The 19299-nt window shown below is 39.5% G+C and carries 15 protein-coding genes; 6 read left to right on the top strand and 9 right to left on the bottom strand.

The genetic code is table 11. From position 1 onward, the window contains the following. Window positions 1-62 precede the first annotated feature (62 nt). The 5 genes from AN392_RS02055 to AN392_RS02075 all read right to left on the bottom strand — a co-directional run bounded on the left by AN392_RS02055 (window position 63) and on the right by AN392_RS02075 (window position 7049). Window positions 63-3368 (bottom strand): PAS domain S-box protein, encoded by a 3306-nt coding sequence (locus tag AN392_RS02055; RefSeq protein WP_055011690.1) that lies wholly within the window; start codon window positions 3366-3368, stop codon window positions 63-65. Beyond that, window positions 3368-4606: an ABC transporter substrate-binding protein gene (locus tag AN392_RS02060; protein WP_055011691.1), complete on the bottom strand. Its 1239-nt coding sequence runs from the start codon at window positions 4604-4606 to the stop codon at window positions 3368-3370. Before AN392_RS02060 ends, AN392_RS02055 begins: the two co-directional genes overlap by 1 nt. Window positions 4607-4786: 180 nt before the next feature. Beyond that, window positions 4787-5629 carry a glutathione-dependent disulfide-bond oxidoreductase gene (gene yghU, locus AN392_RS02065; RefSeq protein ID WP_055011692.1) on the bottom strand — a complete coding sequence of 281 codons (843 nt, stop codon included), beginning with the start codon at window positions 5627-5629 and terminating at the stop codon, window positions 4787-4789. Window positions 5630-5646: 17 nt separating this feature from the next. Continuing rightward, window positions 5647-6252 (bottom strand): rhomboid family intramembrane serine protease, encoded by a 606-nt coding sequence (locus AN392_RS02070; protein WP_055011693.1) that lies wholly within the window; start codon window positions 6250-6252, stop codon window positions 5647-5649. A 113-nt stretch (window positions 6253-6365) separates the two neighbouring features. Then, window positions 6366-7049: a type 1 glutamine amidotransferase domain-containing protein gene (locus AN392_RS02075; protein ID WP_055011694.1), complete on the bottom strand. Its 684-nt coding sequence runs from the start codon at window positions 7047-7049 to the stop codon at window positions 6366-6368. A gap of 154 nt (window positions 7050-7203) precedes the next feature. Here AN392_RS02075 and AN392_RS02080 point away from each other — a divergent pair, with 154 nt between their 5' ends. Then, complete coding sequence (locus tag AN392_RS02080; protein WP_010391235.1) at window positions 7204-8124, top strand: LysR family transcriptional regulator; 921 nt, start codon at window positions 7204-7206, stop codon at window positions 8122-8124. Here AN392_RS02080 and AN392_RS02085 read toward each other — a convergent pair. The 4 genes from AN392_RS02085 to AN392_RS02100 all read right to left on the bottom strand — a co-directional run bounded on the left by AN392_RS02085 (window position 8104) and on the right by AN392_RS02100 (window position 13400). After that, the gene (locus tag AN392_RS02085) at window positions 8104-8853 is read right to left on the bottom strand and encodes a dienelactone hydrolase family protein (RefSeq protein ID WP_055011695.1); all 750 of its coding nucleotides are present in this window, start codon (window positions 8851-8853) and stop codon (window positions 8104-8106) included. The two genes, AN392_RS02080 and AN392_RS02085, sit on opposite strands and share 21 nt — an antisense overlap. 61 nt (window positions 8854-8914) lie before the next feature. Further along, the gene (locus AN392_RS02090; protein WP_055011696.1) at window positions 8915-10240 is read right to left on the bottom strand and encodes a glycerophosphodiester phosphodiesterase family protein; all 1326 of its coding nucleotides are present in this window, start codon (window positions 10238-10240) and stop codon (window positions 8915-8917) included. Window positions 10241-10309: 69 nt separating this feature from the next. After that, window positions 10310-11155, bottom strand: a complete 846-nt coding sequence (locus AN392_RS02095; protein ID WP_171039108.1) for a carboxylate/amino acid/amine transporter — start codon at window positions 11153-11155, stop codon at window positions 10310-10312. Window positions 11156-11264: 109 nt separating this feature from the next. Further along, window positions 11265-13400, bottom strand: coding sequence for a M3 family metallopeptidase (locus tag AN392_RS02100; RefSeq protein ID WP_055011698.1), 2136 nt, complete (start codon window positions 13398-13400; stop codon window positions 11265-11267). A gap of 289 nt (window positions 13401-13689) precedes the next feature. Here AN392_RS02100 and AN392_RS02105 point away from each other — a divergent pair, with 289 nt between their 5' ends. From AN392_RS02105 to AN392_RS02125, 5 genes are all read left to right on the top strand, one after another. Continuing rightward, entirely contained in the window at window positions 13690-14562 is an 873-nt protein-coding gene (locus tag AN392_RS02105; protein WP_055011699.1) for a mechanosensitive ion channel family protein, read from the top strand. A gap of 348 nt (window positions 14563-14910) precedes the next feature. Then, window positions 14911-17199, top strand: a complete 2289-nt coding sequence (locus AN392_RS02110) for a TonB-dependent receptor (protein ID WP_054202099.1) — start codon at window positions 14911-14913, stop codon at window positions 17197-17199. 115 nt (window positions 17200-17314) lie between these two features. Then, window positions 17315-17614 carry a hypothetical protein gene (locus tag AN392_RS02115; protein ID WP_008109576.1) on the top strand — a complete coding sequence of 100 codons (300 nt, stop codon included), beginning with the start codon at window positions 17315-17317 and terminating at the stop codon, window positions 17612-17614. Between the two features lie 73 nt (window positions 17615-17687). Then, complete coding sequence (locus AN392_RS02120; protein WP_055011700.1) at window positions 17688-18344, top strand: HAD family phosphatase; 657 nt, start codon at window positions 17688-17690, stop codon at window positions 18342-18344. 34 nt (window positions 18345-18378) lie between these two features. Further along, window positions 18379-19221 carry a DNA ligase gene (locus tag AN392_RS02125; protein ID WP_008464681.1) on the top strand — a complete coding sequence of 281 codons (843 nt, stop codon included), beginning with the start codon at window positions 18379-18381 and terminating at the stop codon, window positions 19219-19221. Window positions 19222-19299 lie beyond the last annotated feature (78 nt).

The raw sequence follows: 19299 nt of genomic DNA on the forward strand, positions 1-19299 counted from the left end.
TTTACCGCTGTATAAGTACAAATATTTATATATATTAAGATGATATGGTTAACATATCTACTTTACTCATTGTTTTTAAGTTCATATGGCAACCACTTTAGAAGTTTTTTAAATAATATGTCTTGTGCAATGGGCTTAGAAATATAGTCGCTCATTCCAACCTGTAAGCACTTAGCTTCATCGCCCACCATAGCGTTTGCTGTCATAGCAATAATAGTAATTTGGGGATTTTTACTTCCAACTTCATTTACTCTTATATGGGTTGTGGCTTGGTAACCATCCATCACTGGCATTTGGCAATCCATTAAAATGAGTGAGTACGGGTTATGGGAAGTTGTTTGTTTTAAATATTCGAGCGCGTGCTGACCATTTTCTGCAATATCAATGCTATTAATTCCTATTTTTTTAAGCGTGGTAGAGGCGACGATTTGATTAATGTTGTTATCTTCAACTAGTAAAATACGAATGTTTTTGTCCCACACAATATCATCGCTCGACAAAGACTCAGTGTCAGATAAACCCTTAGTAATGAGGCTGTTATTACTTTGCTGTTTACCGCTAAAGCAGGTCGATAGCATCTTAAAAAGATTTTGTGTGATTATGGGCTTTGTAACAATGGCTGAAAACCGAGACGCTTGATATAAATCGCGCTGTTTATTTAGCTCACCCGTGGTCATTAAAACAACATGCGCAGCCATAAGATCTACTTCTTTATCAAGGGTTTTACTTAAGGTTAACGCATCGCCGTCACTTAGCTGCATATCAATCATAATTAAATCAAAACAAAGGTTTTGTTTTTCGATATATTGCTGACATGTTTTCACAGCCTGCTTTGCGGATGGGCTGATTACGGCTGTTGCTCCCCATTTAGTAAACTGCTTGTGTAAAATAGAAGATTGAGTTTGATTGCTGCACACAATTAAAATATTTAACGATGACATATCTACAGGGGGGAATACTTTTTGTGGGTTTTTACTGCGTTTTAGAACAACATTAAAGCTAAAGTTACTGCCCTTATTTTCTTTAGATTGTACCTGTATATCACCTTCCATTAGGTGGCATAACTTTTTAACAATCGCTAAGCCTAAGCCCGTGCCACCATATTTTCGTGTTGTTGAAGAGTCAACTTGAGAGAATGATTTAAATAGCTTGGCTTGTTGAGCTGCAGAAATACCAATTCCAGAGTCTATTACTTGGCAGCTAAAACGCATTTGATTGTTGTTAATCGGTGTGAGTTTAGCAATAACTTGCACTTCGCCTTCATGGGTAAATTTAAGCGCATTATTTACTAAGTTTGTTAAAATTTGTTTGAGGCGTCCGGCGTCACCAATGACAAAAGCGTATTCAAGATGCTCTATATCTAGCATTAACGGAATATTTTTACTGTGAGCATGAATTGCTATTGTTTCGATAAAATCGTCGAGCATGTTACAAAGGTTAAACTCCAATTCTTCAAGCTCAAGCTTACCGGCATCTACTTTTGAAAAGTCTAAAATATCGTTAATAATATTTAATAAGGAGTTTGCACTATTGAGTGCAATGCTTACCTGATGATGTTGTTTTTCATTTAATGAACTATCTAAAATCAAATTAAGCATGCCTAATACGCCATTCATAGGCGTGCGAATTTCATGACTCATTGCCGCTAAAAACTCGCTTTTAGCAATATTAGCCTGCTCAGCCGCCGCTTTTGCTTCAATTAATAATTGATTTGCTGCTTTTTGCTCAGTGATATCTTGCTGAATACCCACATAAGCAGTGAGCTGTTGCTGCTCGTTAAAAACAGGTGAGATTTGTAGGCTATTCCAAAATTCCGTGCCATCTTTTTTATAATTTAATATTTCTATACGTTGAGTTTTTAATGTTTCTATTGCATGAGTAATAATATCTATTACGTTCTTATCGGTGTTTGGCCCTTGAAGTAAGCGGCAATTTATTCCTAGCATTTCCTCTTTACTATAGCCTGTGATTTTTTCAAATTCAGAATTTAAAAATACTAAAGGAAAGCCTTGCACACTCGCATCGGCTATAGAAATACCCACATTACACGATTCGATTGCCTGCGCTAATAAATCATTTTGCTCTTTTGCTTGTTTTAATGCTTCTTGAGAACGTTTTTGCTCAGTAATGTCAGTTACAGAGCCTGCCATTCTAATTGCTTTATTATGCTCATTGCGCAGTGCCATCCCTTTTACTGTAAAATAACGATAAGCGCCTGATTTAGTCTTTAATCTATAATCGAAATTGAAGGGGGTGTTGCTAATCAAGTGATTCGCTATTTGCTTTTTATGCTCGGTTATATCATCAGGGTGAAGTAATTTATAAAATCCATCAGTACAGTGAGGTAAAGCGTTTTTATCGTTTTCATCGTAGCCAAGCAATACATTAATACGGGGAGAAAAATATACTTCATTTTTAATAATATCCCAATCCCAAATGCCATCATTACTGCCTTTAACTGCCAGTTCGTAACGCGCTTCACTTTGCTTTATCGCTTCTTTTGAGGATTCTAAAAGCTTAAACGGGTTTAGTAGTAAGTGCCTGCCAAATAAAAACAGAAATAATGTCGATAAAGCCATGCTTGCAATAATTGATATAGCAATATCGATTATGAAGCGAGTGGTTTTAGCAGCAATTAAATTGGCAGTAATGTAGTAGTTTAATGTTATATCTGTATTGCCAATGAGGTTTTGGTTAATGCTGACATACTCGTCACCTTGATTTAAATTAGAATAATAAACCCATGGTCCTGCTAATGTCAGTCCATGGCTTTCACGGTCAAAGTCGGTCGGTAGTAACTGGGTCATTGGCGTATTAAATTGAACCATAAGCACGCCCTCAGTAAAGTTATTATATTTTATAGGCACCGCAATGGTGAATAAATCAGTATTGGTTGGCTTATTTAATATCACCGCCTTTTCTGTTTGCTCTTCAAGTAAGCTATTTATCCATGGTTGCTCAATTATACTCAGCTCGTTAAGCGAAGGGTCGTTACTAAAAACCACCTCTTTTAATACGTTTATAATCGTTATTTTTTCGGTGCTACCCATTATTTTATATTGAAAAAGGTAATCTTGGAGTAGCGCTTTTGAGGTGTCTGATCCCATTATGGCGTTAGATAAAATAGGTTGACGAGCAAGGTCATTAAGAATTTGTGTTCTTGTTTCTAAAAATAGTGTGAGGTAGCTGGTGGTGAGTTTAGATTCAATCTCAAGACTTTTACTTTGCAAATCATAGATAGCTGTATTTGCACGATGACCAACAAACAGTAAAGAAATAGTCACTGATAATATTAAGCTCAATACTAAAAAAGTATAAAAAGCATTATTTGTTGAGAGCTTAAATTTTTTATTTATTAATGCTCGCATTACTCAACATTGCCTATTGGGTTATTGATAATGTGTATTTTTCCATCTGGTTGATAATTTGCCATGCATAAATCGTCAAAACCAAGTGCTTCGTGGGCATCAATATTATTAGCTGACCACACAGCAAAAGGTCGTTGGTATTGTTTTATTAAGCCATTAACTGGCATGGTTAAGTTCTCAAGTGCATGTTTAATTTTTGCTCTGTTGTGCTCTGTATTATCTGTTAAAGTTATTTGTGATATGCCCTGTAACAATAGTTTTGTTAAGTCGTAGGCATGAATAAATCCAGCCGGAGAAATTAACTCAGTGGGTGCTACAGGGGTAGGCTTGAGAGATAAGCTTTGTGCTATAACATTTTTAGTTAAAGCGGTTTGCGGCGTTTTTAAAAATGAAAAACAGCTTTGTATAAAATGTAAGCTCAAGTTTGATTTTATAGCTTGTTCAACGTTGGCAAAAAAATCCCCACCCGTTATTCCCCAATGACTAACAATAGGAAGGCGTTCATTTTTGGCAAAACTTGCCATCGCATTTATAAATACAGCCCCCTCAATGGCATTTCCAACAAATAAAATACACTCTGCAGGTGTATTTTTTATTTGATGCAGCATTAATTTGGCGTTATTTATTTTTGTGTTCCAGTTAAACCATTTTACTTGTGGTTTTATATCACCAAAGGCCTTAAGCATGGTGTTGTTGTTTGATTTTCCCCATGGCGTGTCTTCTAAAAGTAAGAGCGGATTTTTGCAATTTAGAGTTTGCGTTGCAAATTGGGCCATTCTATAACCGGCTTTTGTATCATCTACCGAGAGCCTAAATACCCAGTTATCATCACTAGGGTATCGGGTAATAGGCCCTCCGGCAGCCCAAGGCAGTAGTAATAATAGTTTGTTTTTATTGATGAACTCTCTGTTTTTTATATAGGGCGGGGAGTGCAATCCACCAATAAAAACCAGTGCATTGGGGTCTTTTAGAAACTGCTGCATGTGCAATAAGCTGCGATTCGCATTACCTCGGTTGTCTTTTTCAATCAGTGTGAGCTGATAATCTTGCACGTTATTATTAATCTCTGCTAAAGCAGTCAGCACCCCCATCTTCATTGCATAGGCCGATTCGTAATGGTTTGAATAGTCTGAGTCATGGTAGAGCGTTAATGTTTTTACATCTTCGCTGCGTGCACTTAAAGGAAATGCTGCAATATGAAGTACACTTAAGAGGAGTACACAAACCAAAGATCGCATAATAAACTTTATGTTAGTAATTTTTATTAAAGTTAGTCTATTTTGGCGTGTTTTCCTGTTTTAAAAGGAAATTATTTAATTTTTTATAAAAATATAAAACTGAAATATGATTCAGTATTTTTTTATTAATGGGCATAAAAAAGCCAGCTAAGCAGCTGGCTTATTGAACTGTTTTGACTTTTATTTAAAGTCTTGGGCGCTGTGGCGCTCTGCCATTTGTTCTTCTTCTGGGCCCCAAGTACGATTAACACGGCGGCCTCGTTTTACACCTGGGCGCACAGCTATTTGCTTAGCCCAACGAACCACATGGGTATAAGATGCAACATCTAAAAATTCAGCGGCATCATATAAGTCACCTAAAACCAGTGAGCCATACCACGGCCAAATAGCAATGTCGGCAATTGAATATTCACTGCCTGCCATGTATTCATTGTCACTTAAATGGCGGTTTAGTACATCAAGCTGGCGCTTAGTTTCCATGGTAAAACGGTCAATCGGGTATTGCATTTTGGTTGGCGCATAGCTGTAAAAGTGACCAAAGCCGCCACCTAAATAAGGCGCCGATCCCATTTGCCAAAACAGCCAATTACGACATTGTGTTTTAGCTTGAAAATCATTAGGAATAAGCGCATCAAACTTTTCGCCAAGGTATTGTAAAATAGCGCCTGATTCGAATACAGGGGTTGCTGGTGTTGTAGAGTGATCCATCAACGCAGGTATTTTTGAGTTTGGGTTTATATCAACAAAATCAGAGCCAAACTGGTCGCCTTCACCAATATTAATTAAATAAGCATCGTACTCAGCCTCAGTAATACCAAGCTCTAATAGCTCTTCAAACATAATACTGACTTTTTGCCCGTTGGGGGTCGCTAATGAGTAAAGCTGAAATGGATGTTTGCCAATAGGCAGTGTTTTATCGTGAGTTGCTCCTGCAATTGGGCGGTTAATGTTTGCAAATTTACCGCCACTTTCATTGTCCCATGTCCATACTTTTGCTGGGGTGTAGTCGTTGTTATCACTCATAAATAGCCTCTAATAGTTTAAACGTGCGTATTTGCTTTGCCCGTTGTTGCTTTTAATTTATCTGCTTTTGCTAATTTATACCCTAAAAAGAATCCACTTAGTGCGCCAAACAGATGGCTTTCAAACGAGATGTGCAACCGCTGTGGTAACACGCCCCAAATAAAGCCACTGTATAAAAAGGCCACCACCACGGCTATAAAAATAGATTTAAAAGAACGTCTTACAATGCCATAGCATAAAATAAATCCCCATAACCCATAAATAACGCCACTTAAGCCGACATGAATATTGCCACGAGCAAACATCCATACCAGTAATCCACCGACTAATGTGGTGAATATAAATACACTATAAAAACGCTTTACGCTGTATTGGCAAATTAACCAGCTTAAAACAATGAAGGGCAGCATATTACTAGCAAAATGCCACCAGCTACCGTGTAAAAAGGGAGCGCAAAGAATACCAATCAGCCCTTGAATGCTGCGTGGGTAAATACCTAAACCATTTAAACTAATGCCTGGCAGGCTATTAATTAGTTGCAACACAAAACAAATAGTCACAATGCTTATAATGGCAAAACGGGTGCTGCTAAGTAACGACAAGGTGGATGGTTTATTTTGCATACGGTGCCCTTATTTATATTAAGAGTGGCCAGTATAGGAATAGTGGTGAGTAATGAAAAGCAAATTAAAAAGCACAGCGATTAAACTGTGCTTTTTATACTGATTAATTGTAATTAACCAAGCTTGGTAAGTAATTTTTTAGCTGCTAGCTCAGAGCTTGCTGGGTTTTGACCGGTGATCACTAAACCGTCTTCAAGCGCAAGAACGCCCCAGTCGTCGGTTTTTTGATAGTCACCACCTTTTTTGATCAGCTCGTCTTCGACTAAAAATGGCACTACATCTGTTAATTGTACAGCGGCTTCTTCAGTGTTACTAAAGCCGGTAACTTTTTTACCCGCAACCAATGCATTGCCATCAGCATCTTTTGTATTTAAAAATGCGGCGCTCGCATGACACACTGCTGCCACTGGCTTTTGTAATTTTACAAAATCTTCGATGAGCGAGATTGAATCTGTGTTATTCACTAAATCCCATAATGGGCCATGGCCGCCTGGATAAAATACCGCATCAAAATCTGAAGCATTCAGTTCACTTAGTACTTTTGTGTTTGCCATTAATGCTTGCGCTGCACTGTCGTTGTCGTATCGCTTGGTTGCATCAGTCTGGAAGTCGGCTAATGTACTGGTTGGGTCGATTGGTGGTTGACCACCGTTTGGTGAAGCTAGAGTGATTTCTGCGCCAGCATCTACAAATGCATAATAAGGGGCGGCGAATTCTTCTACCCAAAAACCTGTTTTTTCACCGGTATTGCCTAAATCAGCGTGTGAAGTAAGTACCATTAGTATTTTCTTAGCCATTATTTTTTCCTTCTGATGATTTAAAATTGTAATCTTTGCTTAGCAATTACTATATGCACTAACCCAACCTTAAACAACGATGATAAATTTAACTTTATTGATTTAATAATTGATACAATTGGAGGGTTGAAGTTAAAACCGCACTGGAGCGCCCATGAAAGTCTCGTTTGAACAATTAAAAAGTATGGTGGTGTTTGCACAAATAGTAGAGCAGGGCAGTTTAACTGCAGCGGCAAAGCAACTAGGGTTAACACGAGCCGTAGCCAGTTATCATTTAAAAAAGTTAGAAACGCAACTTGAAGTAACCTTACTTAATCGTTCAACACGGACCATGGCGCTTACTGAAGCCGGTATGGCTTACTATGAGCGTTGCCGAGTTATTACCGAGCAGGCTAATGCTGCCAATCAACAAATAGAAAATATAAAAAGTGAGCCCCAAGGATTATTAAAAATTAGTTGCCCGGTTAATGTGGGGATGCAATTAATAGTGCCTGCAATTAATACCTTTAAGCGCCAATACCCCAAAATTGATATAGATTTACAGCTAACTGATGATGTGGTGGATATTATTAAACACGGATTTGATTTTGCTATTAGGGGGGTTGCGCTGCGCGATTCAAACCTACAGGCAACCAAGTTAACCACTATGAGTACCTGTATTTGTGGCGCGCCTAACTATTTTGCACATTATGGTAAGCCCACTACGCCCGATGAATTAGCACAGCACCAGTGGGTGGTTTATCAGTTAGGGAGCAAAATCTTGACCTTGCAAAAAGATGGTAAAAAAGTCGACATTACCATGCAAGGATCGCTCAGTACCAATAATGCCGCTGCACGGACTGCATTTGTAGAGGCAGGACATGGCATAGGGCGTATACCGCTATACGATGCATGGCCAAAAGTACAAGCGGGTTTACTGCAAATTATAATGGACGACTACAAAAGCAAAGATATTGAATTGTATGGAGTTTTCCCGCCAGGAGCGACGGGGTCTAAAAAGTTACGTTTGTTTGTTGATTATTTAAAAGCGTATTTTGTAAAACAGCATACGGCATTAGGTATGCGTAAGGGCTAGCGCTCGGTTAAATAAGGCAACAGCTTGTTGATACATTGCTATGGCGAGAGCTGCATCGTAGCGCTCGCCTTCATCACGCATAAAGGCATGTTGCGCGTTAACTTCTTGCCATTGGTAATTTATGCCAGTGCGAACAGCTTGCTGGTATATTTTGTCTCGGCCATCTTGTGGTACATGAGGGTCTTGCTTACCCCAAATAAAATGAATTTCACCGAGTATATCGGCCATACGTTCAAACGAGTTATTTCCGGGTTGTGCGGGCAGTGTATTACTGTGTATATCGGTGGCGTATAAACAAAATGCAGCTTTTATAAGTGGGTTTAATGCGGCTCTGTAAGCTAAATGCCCACCAATACAGACTCCCATAGCCCCAACATTTCCTGAACAATAACTTTGGCGTTTTACAAACTCGATAAGGCTTTGTGTGTCGCTATCATGATGCTCTAAAGGTTTAGCCCATTTATCGTTATTACCTTTATCTTTACCTTCGTCATCATAAGCCAGCACAGTTCCGATAGGGTTAAGCTCATGAAACACTTCTGGCACAAGTACCACAAAACCATGACTGGCTAAAATAGCTGCACTGCGGGCAATAGGTGCCGTTTGCTGGAAAATTTCAGAATAAAAAATAATGGCAGGGTATTGCCCCGATGTTTGTGGGCGGTAAATAGTGGTTCGCATTAACCCTGTAGGCGTTGGTAAGTCAGCGTTATGGTGTTGAATGATCATAAAAGCGCTCAGTAAAATAAATATAATAGCTGAGCGCGGTTAAATAAACACGCCCTAAAGTTTAAATACTTGCAGGCATTTTATTGCAACTTGCGTAATAGCTAACCGTAGCTGGCCAATCAGAAAATATACCGATTACACCAACCTCTTTTGCAAGTACATCAACCACGGCCATCATGTCACCATCGTTATCTATAACATCACTAATTGACTGGTAATAGTATCCGCCTCCATTATTCAGCGGCCCTGAACGTTCAAGACTCCATGCAATAATATTAAGTCCTGCGGCTTTAGCATCAATAGCGTACTGTGATGGCACGATATTACTTTCATTATCTATGGTTAATAGCATCCAAATGGGTGGAGCAATAATTTTAACACCGTCATTAAAAAGCGAAGCCATACTAGGTTGCCATGTGTCGGGGTTGTTAGGATCAAACCCTGCATCGCTATCTCGGCCATCTAAATAAACGCTTTGCGCTGCAAATTCAGGGTTAGTATTAATCCAATATTGTACGTCAGCTAAATTAAATGATTGCGGAAAAACACGCGAAGCGGGTACCTCCATTTGCGTGTATTCATCTAGCATTTTTTGTGCGTATTGCGTTTGGGTCATACCGTTAAAGGGCATACTCACTTGAGGTGATTTAAGCTCTGGGGTCATTTTTACTCCGAGCTGTTTAAATAGTGCAATACTTTGTTTGTGGGTCATGAGTGTACCTGAGGTGGCGTATAAGTCAGTGCGCCAACTTGGTGTACCTTTCATGTAATCGCTAACATTGGTGGCACTGGTGTTTGCGCCATCCATTTTACCCTCAAGGGTTAAAAACTCTGCCAAGCTAATATCACTGGTACAACATTTAGCTGAAGCAGGCGTGCCACTGTTAGAGTTTGCTGGAGTAAATGGCTCACTGCATTTAGCCGCAAGTTCTGGAATAGCTAAAATATTAGTGGTGGTGTGCAAGTCGCACTGAGAATGGCGGCATACTAGCTCTTTATCATTGGTAAAGGTGACATCGCATTCGACAATACCAGCGCCCATACGAGCAGCCGCTAAGTAAGACTCTTGTGTGTGCTCTGGGTATTGCATGGGGGCACCACGGTGACCAATTGAAAAATCAGTACGATAAAAAGGGCCTTCTTTACACGATTCTAATTGTGTTTTTAGTGCGCTGTCAGCCATATCGTCAATTAAGTAGTCGGGGCGAGTACCTAGTTGCGTATTGGTGCCTTGAGCTACTTCAACAATAACCGGGGTAGGTACTTCAACAATTTCAACGTCAGTGTTGGTAACAACCACTTCTTTTTCGACTATTTTTACATCGTCATCACAGCCAGCGAGTGAGCTTAATAATAAAAAAGTTGTTAGAAAAGGTATGCGCTTCATTATTTGTCCTTAAAAATAAAAGTGGACGCTACCTTACTAATTATTAATGACAATTTCACTACAGAGTGATTAATTTGCTGATTTAGCCATTATTTGGTTTACCACTAAGGCAGACAGCATCACTCCCGCGCCAATACTTAATCTAAGTAGGTCTGCGTCTCTATTCCAAATAAGTACATTAACAATAATACCGGCAGGAATAAGCAAGTTGTTCATCACCGCCAGCGCGCCAACATTAACAAGCGTCGCGCCTTTATTCCACATAAAGTAGCCTAAACCGGAGGCCACAATGCCTAAATAAATCAGTATGCCCCATTGAGTTGAGGTACTTGGTAATTTGTTAAGATCACCAAATAAGGCGTAACAGGCGCTTGCAACAATTAGTGCGCCAATAAAAAACCAACCAAATACGGTTTTATCATCGAGTTGTTTATTAAGCATTAATCGTTTGTAGGTTACTTGGCCGATAGCAAAACTAATATTAGCGCCTTGAACCAGTAGCAATCCGACTAAAAAGTTACTGTCTAAGTTTTCATAACGAATGGTAATGGCCCCTAACACGGCAATAAACGCGACGATAAAAAACTGCGGATTAAACTGTTTATTTAGCGCATCGTTTAAAAGCGTAATGTAAAGCGGGGTCATTACAGTAAATAATAGCACTTCTGGCACACTTAAAAACAAAAATGAGTGGTAATAAAAGCCATACATAACCCCCAGTTGCAGTGCGCCTATCAGCATGAGTTTAAACGCAAGTGGGGTAGGGATTTTCTTTAAAAAAGGCAAAAATACTAACGCTGCTAAAGCCACACGAATTAGCACACTAAACCACGCATCAACTTGGCCTGCTAAATACACACCAATTAAACTAAACGAAAACGCCCAAAGAAGGGTAACTGCAAATAAATAGCCCATAACACTCATCTTGTCTTAAGTAATGGTGTCAGTTTATCTGTTATATATTGTTCTATAAACAATAAAAGCCCGCAAGCGGGCTTTTATATCAGTTGATTAAAAATATTAATTAATCAACTAAACCACGGCGCTTAAGTAATGCATCAGTCGTTGGTTTTTGGCCTCTAAACTCAATGTAGCTTTGCATTAAGTCGCGGCTGTTACCTTTTGATAGGATCTCTTTACGGAACTTATCGCCATTTTCGCGCGTTAAGCCACCATTGTTTTCCATATGAGCAAAGGCATCAGCGGCAAATACTTCAGTCCATAGGTAAGCGTAGTAACCTGCTGAGTAACCACCTGCAAACGTATGGCTAAAGTAGTTTGATTTGTAACGAGGTGGTACAGGGTAGTAATCAATACCGTGTGCCTTTAACGCTTCACTTTCAAACTGTTGTACATCAGTTACTTTTTTGTCAGAACCAAATGAGTGCCATTCCATATCCAGTAGTGCTGCAGCTAAATATTCAGTGGTACCAAAACCTTGGTTGAACTTTTGCGACTCAAGTACTTTATCAAGTAGTGCTTGAGGAATTGGCTCACCTGTTTTGTAATGCTTAGCGTAGTTAGCTAATACACTTGGCTCAATCATCCAGTCTTCATGTGCTTGTGATGGAAATTCAACAAAATCACGCGCTGTAGCAGTACCTGCTAGGCTTGGGTATTTAACGTCAGAGAATAAACCGTGTGCTGCATGACCAAACTCATGGAACATAGTTGACACTTCGTCAAACGTCATTAACGTTGGCTCGCCTTCTGCTGGCTTTGGAATATTTTGTGCATTATAAATAACCGGTTTTGTGCCTTTTAAGCCGCTTTGGCTTACGTATGCACTCATCCATGCACCGCCACGTTTACCTTCACGTGCATATGGGTCCATGTAAAATAAGCCTATTGCGCTGCCATCAGCGTTAAATACTTCAAACGCCATGACGTCTTCGTGATAAAGCGGTAGGTCTTTACGTTCTTTGAATGTAATGCCGTAAAGTTTTTCCATTGCAAAGAATAAACCGTTATGAATAACCGATTGCATTTCAAAGTAAGGCTTAACTAAGGCTGGATCTAGGTCGTATTTTTCAGCACGCACTTTTTCTGCATAGAAAGACCAATCCCATGGTTTTAGTTCAAAACTTTCACCAGAATCGTTAATTACTTTTTGAATCGCTTTTGCTTCTGCTTGCGCTTTTTCGACTGCTTTTGGCGCTAGGTCATCTAAAATACCGTACACGTTATCAGTGGTTTGAGCCATGCGTGAAGTCATTACATACGAAGCCCAATCTTTAAAGCCTAACAGTTCTGCTTTTTGTGCACGTAGGTTAGTTTCTTTAATAATGATAGGGCCGTTGGTTTTAGCTGCACGGTTGGTTGATGCTTTAAAAATCTGCTCACGCAGTTCACGGTTTTCAAGGCTAGATAAAATAGGCTGTTGTGTGGTGTTCACTAGGGTGATCATGTAGCCATCTTTGCCTGCTTTTTTAGCAGCTGCTGCAAGACCTGCAATTTCACCTTCAGATAAACCAGCTAGTTTGCTTTTATCTGTTACTAAAATGACGTCTTCTTTAAACGATTTTAATACGTTTTGAGAAAACTCTGTTGATAACTTTGCAAGCTCAGCGTTAATTTCACGCATTTTTGCTTTTTCAGCATCGTTTAATTTAGCACCGGCTTTAACAAATTGTTTGTAGTAAAAATCAACAAGACGTTGATCTTCAGCGCTTAACTTATCTTTGTTGTCGTATACTGTTTGTACACGTTCGAATAATGCACCATTTAGGTAAATGTCATCAGAGTGTGCTGAGAACACAGGCGCCATTTTTTTATCAATGCGTTGGTACTCATCGTTAGAGATAAGACCTGATAAGTTGTAAAATGCAGCTGATGCGCGGTTTAATAGTTCACCAGCAAGTTCCATTTCTACCAAGGTATTTTCAAAAGTAGCTGGTTCTGGATTATTGGCAATTGCCAAAATTTCTGCATTATGTTGTGCAATACCTGCATCAAATGCAGCTTCGTATTCAGTGGTACCAAACTTATCAAACTCAGGAGCCATGTATTGCAATGGGCTTGGTTTAAATAATACATTGCTTGCGTTGATATCTTGCACTTGTGCTGTGCTTTGTTGTTTTGTTTCTTGGGTGCTTTCAGAAGAACAGGCAGATAATAAAAGTGCACTAGCAATCGTAGTGGCGATCAGTGTTTTACGCATAATAACTCCATAAAAAATAGTAGCCGAAATAGGCTTTTCGAGTCGAAAACCCAGTTAACTTACCAAATTTTGACTTATATACAACAAAGTTTATCGATTTAAAGCGGGATTTAAACGCAAATTAGGTGATAAAAACTCGGTATGTAAATAAAAAAGTAGAAAAATACAGCAATTATGCAATTAGCTTTAAGTTTGTTGCTGCGTATTTAAGCTAACCGCATGCTAAACTTGGGGTATTATTAGCGCATAAAAATAATCGTTTGTGTGCGACCTTATACATGGAAAATCAATGAACTTAGAACAAATTAATCACATTCTCGCCTTCGTATTATTTAGCTACAACGACATTCACATTACCGTGGCAAAAGTAATTCAAGTACCCCTAATTTTGTTTACTATGTGGGTTGTGGTGACTCAGATTGGCAAGTTGATTAAAAAGTCATTACTTGCACGAAAAATGAGCCCAGATGCAGTGCATTTATTCACGCGTTTTTATTTCATTTTAAGTATTGCGATTTTACTTTTTACCTCCCTTGAGGTGCTCAACATTCCACTAACCGCATTTGCCTTTGTATCGGGTGCCATTGCCATCGGTGTGGGGTTCGGTGCACAAAATATTATTAATAACTTTATTAGTGGCTGGATATTAATGTGGGAGCGGCCAATCCGTATTGGCGACTTTTTAGAGGTTGGCACTGCAAAAGGGGTGGTTGAAACCATTAATACTCGCTCTACTCGTATTCGCAGGAACGACGGTGTTCATATGCTAATACCCAATAGCCAGTTATTAGAAAACACAGTTACCAACTGGACGCTTATTGACGGTAATGCGCGCTCATCTGTGAGCGTAGGCGTAGCTTATGGCTCTGACGTGTTATTAGTTAAAAAGTTAATTCAGCAAGTATTAGATGAGCATGAGGCAATACTGGCAACGCCTCAATCAACCGTATTGTTTGATGATTTTGCAGATAGCTCGCTAGTTTTTAATGCTATTTTTTGGGTCTGCGCTGAATCAGAAACTCGATTAAGACAAGTCCGCAGTGATATTCGTTTTAGGATTTATGAAGTGTTTGAACAACACGATGTGGTTATTGCATTCCCGCAGCGAGATCTTCATATTGATGGTGAAATTGTTCTTAAACGCTCATTAGTGAAAAAGTAGTATTTAAAAAAGTGTCGCGTTATTTTGCTATATTTTTTAATAACTCAATGTAAGGACATATGTCCGCTTTTTGGTTGTTTAGTTGCTAAAAGTACACTAAATGTCGGGATAGTGCGGTTAAGTGTTAAAAATAAGTTTATTTTTTAGTGTTCAATATGCGGTAAATATATTACAGCATGATATAATCTCGCGCATTCAGTCAGCCTTATTTATGCCGTTTTTGTACTCTCGGTAATAAGGTCCGCGCCGCATAGAGCAAGTCGCGAAAAATTGACTGAATCCGTAATTATTTAATTGCGCAACACATCAACCGTTGAACAAGAGTGCACTAAAAAGGTTAACCCCGACATGAAAGCAATGAAAAGATCTACGTTAGCAACCCTTATCAATGCAACGTTGTTCTCTGCCGTAGCAGGTACGTCAATTTCAGCCGTAGCTGCTGAGCAAGAAACTACTGCTAAGAAGAACCAACTAGAAGTTATTCAAGTTACTGCTCGTAAACGAGTAGAAAACGCTCAAGAAGTGCCTGTTGCCGTTTCAGCCCTGCAAGGCGATAGCTTAGATGCTTACAGCTCAGCTGGTATGGATATTCGTTTTATGAATGCGAAAATCCCAAGTTTATCTATTGAATCTTCATTTGGCCGTTCATTCCCACGCTTTTATGTACGTGGCCTTGGTAACACTGATTTCGATTTGAATGCTTCGCAACCAGTGTCGCTTGTGGTTGATGAAATTGTACAAGAAAACGCAATCTTAAAAGGTTTCCCTGTATTTGACGTAGCACGTGTTGAAGTGCTTCGTGGTCCTCAAGGTACATTATTTGGTCGTAATACACCGGCTGGTCTAGTTAAATTTGATACCGTAAAACCAAGTCAAGAATTTGAAGGCTATGGCTCTGTATCATACGGTAGCCGTGGTGCTGTTGACTTTGAAGGCGCAGTTGGTGGTTCATTAACAGACCGTTTATCAACACGTGTTTCAGTACTTTGGCAAGATAAAGACGATTACATTGATAATCGTGCACCAGGTTTTGAGCAAAAAGATGCCTTAGGTGGTTACACTGAACAAGCAGCCCGTATTCAATTTTTATATGAAGGTGACGATTTCACTGGATTATTTAATTACCATGTTCGTGATTTAGATGGCTCTCCAATTGCCTTTCGTGCTAACACTATCAAACCTGGTACTAACGATTTAGTTGATGGTTTTGAAAATGACGTGGTGTATCACGATGCCGCATCTCGTGCGACGCAGCAAGTGGAATCGCAAGGTGCAAGCCTTAAGCTTGAGTGGGACTTAGCTAATCATACAGTAACGTCAATTTCTGGTTGGGAAAGTGCAGAAATTTACTCTCGTGCTGACATCGATGGTGGCTACGGTGGGTTCTCTATCAATGATGTTCCAGTTGCAATGGGCCCTGGTTTTATTCCTTTCTCTTCAGAAAGTGCTGATGGTATTCCAGATCAAGACCAATACACGCAAGAACTTCGCTTATCAAGCAACTTTGCCGGTGACGTAAATTACCAGGTGGGTGTTTTTTACTTCGACGAAGCATTAACGATTGAAAACTTTAGCTATGATACAGCCAATAATGGCGTATTAAACGGTTTTGTTAGTCAGCAGCAAGATACTAAAGCATGGGCTGTATTCGGCTCAGTTGATTACACCATTACTGATGACTTGAAAGTAACCGCGGGCCTTCGTTATTCAGACGATGAGAAAGAATTCTCAGCAAATCGTACGCTTAGCCCTGTAGGTGGTGCAGCTACTTACATTGAAAAAAATGTTAGCGATGATCACGTAAGCTGGGATTTATCAGCTAACTACAAAATCAACGATGACGTAAACTGGTATGGTCGTATTGCTAACAGTTTCCGCGCACCAAGTCTTCAGGGTCGTATCTTATTTGGTGATGAAGTAACCGTTGCTGATTCAGAAACTGTTACGTCATACGAGACAGGTATTAAATCTGATGTGTTAGATGGCCAAGGCCGTGTAAATGCAACCGTATTTTATTACACTATGGATGACCAACAGCTAACTGCTGTAGGTGGTGGTGCTAACTTTAACCGCCTATTAAATGCTGATAAAACAACTGGCTACGGTTTCGAAATTGATTCTGAGTGGGTGTTAACGGATGAGCTAAATGCAACGTTTAATTTAAGCTACAACAAAACAGAGCTTAAAGACAAAGATTTAGCCGTTGCAGTGTGTGCACAGTGTACTGTTACTGATCCTACCTTCCAAGTACCAGGTGCATTTGGTCCTGAAGATCGTGCTATTTTAGATGGTAACAGCTTACCGCATGCTCCAGAGTGGATCTCTAACATCACACTTCGTTACACTAAAGAACTCGCTGAAGGTGATTTCTTTGCTTACGCTGATGTGTCGTACCGCAGTGAAATTGACTTTTTCTTATATGAATCAGTTGAGTTTGAAGGTAAGCCACTAACTGAAGTTGGTCTACGTGCCGGTTATGCATGGGCACAAGGCGATTACGAATATGAAGTATCAGCATTCGTGCGTAATATGTTTGACGAGCAGCAAGCAATTGGTGGTGTTGATTTTAATAACAATACAGCCATGGTTAACGAAGAGCGTTATATTGGCGCTGAATTTAAAGTTAACTTTTTCTAATCGATAAATTTAACGTTAAATTGTAATTATTGATAAAAGCCTGCCTAGTGCAGGCTTTTTTATTTTTGTAGAGCTGCTAAAGTAGCGCCCATATGTTTATTAAAGAGAAAAAGTAATGGCTGGATTTTGGAATTACCGTGTAATTTATTGTGAAGCAACCAAAGATGAAGCGGCGCAATATCAAATACACGAAGTGGAATATAACTTAAATGGTAAAGTAACTAACTGGTCAGAGACTGGTGCTGCACCATTTGGAACCACATTAGATGCGTTAAAAGATGATGCTGAGCGCTTAAAAACCGCCTTCGAAAAGCCGATACTTAAAGTAATGCGCAAAGCCCGAGGTTATGAGTTAGTTGATGTAGATACCGGCGAAGACGCTTATGCTGAGCCGCCAGCAGGTTTGGCTGAGTAACACAAATTATTAAAAGGTGCCTAGGCACCTTTTTTATTACCCAAAGTTTAGGTTAAATAACCAGGAGAAAAGTATGTCAATTGAAGCGGTATTATTTGATATGGATGGCACTTTAGTTGACTCGGAAAGTGTGCACTATAACTGCTGGAGCCAATTACTTGCGCCTTTTGGTGTGTGTTATAAAGAAGATGATTTTTGTCGGCGCTTTTCGGGACGTCCCACTATTGACGCTGCAAAGGAAATAAAACAAATTCATAACTTGTCTGTAAGTAGCCGCTATTTAGCGGATGAAAAATATCGTTTATTTAGTGAGTACGTTAAAACCAATTTACCGCCTTTAATGCCTTATGCTGAAAATGTTCTATTAGCGGCTAAAGAGCAAGGTTTAAAAATGGCGTTAGTAACTGGCAGCGCAAGGCATGAAGCAGAGCCAATACTAAAAGGATTAGGGTTTTATGATTTATTCGATACCGTGGTAACTAAAGATGATGTAATTAATCCAAAGCCTGCCGGTGATCCCTATCTATTAGCACTTAAAAGTATGCAGGTTGCTGCACAAAATGCGATTGCCGTTGAAGATACTCTCACCGGTGTAACCGCAGCGAATAATGCTGCTTTAGCTGTAGTCGCTATCGCTAATAAACATACACAGGAGCATGATTTTAGTAAAGCAACACAGCAAATGCAAAGCCTTGAAGAATTTTGGCAATGGCTTCAATCTCAACTATAGTTTAAGCCATATTAAAATTTGCAAGGATGCAGCAATGGTGATGATTAAAGCAACGCTGTTTACTTTTTTAATCCTTTTTAGTGCTAGCTTATTGGCGCAATTGCCTCCAGTGCAACTTGCTAATGTTTACGATGAAACTAAGCATGAGGATATTCGCCAATACTTGGTGAGTGAAAAGTTTGATGGAGTTAGAGCAATCTGGACGGGAAAGCAGTTTGTAACCCGTCAAGGCAACTCCATAAACCCGCCTGAGTGGTTTACCGCTCCTTTGCCAGATATTTGGTTAGATGGTGAGTTATGGACCAAACGAGGTCAATTTTCTGTACTCAGTGGTATTGTCAGAACAAAAATACCCAACGATTTGCAATGGCAAACCGTTACTTATCAGGTGTTTGATATGCCAGATACAAGCATGCCTTTTCACCGTCGTTATCAAAATTACTTGTCACTTATTACTAAGCTAAATAGTCCCCATATTAAAGCGGTTAAGCAATATCAATTTAGCGACAATCAGCAACTCAGTAATTATTTTAATCAGGTTACTAAACAAGGCGGCGAGGGCGTTATGCTTCATTTAGCAGAGGCTAAGCATACAACTGGTCGCTCTAGTGCATTGTTAAAACTCAAGCCTTATTTAGATGCCGAAGCGTTAGTGATTGAACATTTACCGGGTAAAGGTAAATACGCAGGAATGCTTGGTGCATTGAAAGTACAGACAAAACAAGGGCTGACATTTTCTATTGGTACGGGTTTTAGCGATAAAGAGCGAAAGTATCCGCCAGCTATAGGCGCAACAATTACTTATCGATACCACGGGTACACTAAAAATGGCTTGCCGCGTTTTGCCAGCTTCTTACGGGAAAGACCCGAAAAATAACGAGTGTAGGCCAATTCAGTATATATTTTTTAGCAATTATGCTAAATTGCGCGGCCTTTTTAATGATGTTTGGTGATC

This window comes from Pseudoalteromonas sp. P1-16-1b (assembly GCF_001401785.1).
Lineage (GTDB): Bacteria > Pseudomonadota > Gammaproteobacteria > Enterobacterales > Alteromonadaceae > Pseudoalteromonas > Pseudoalteromonas undina.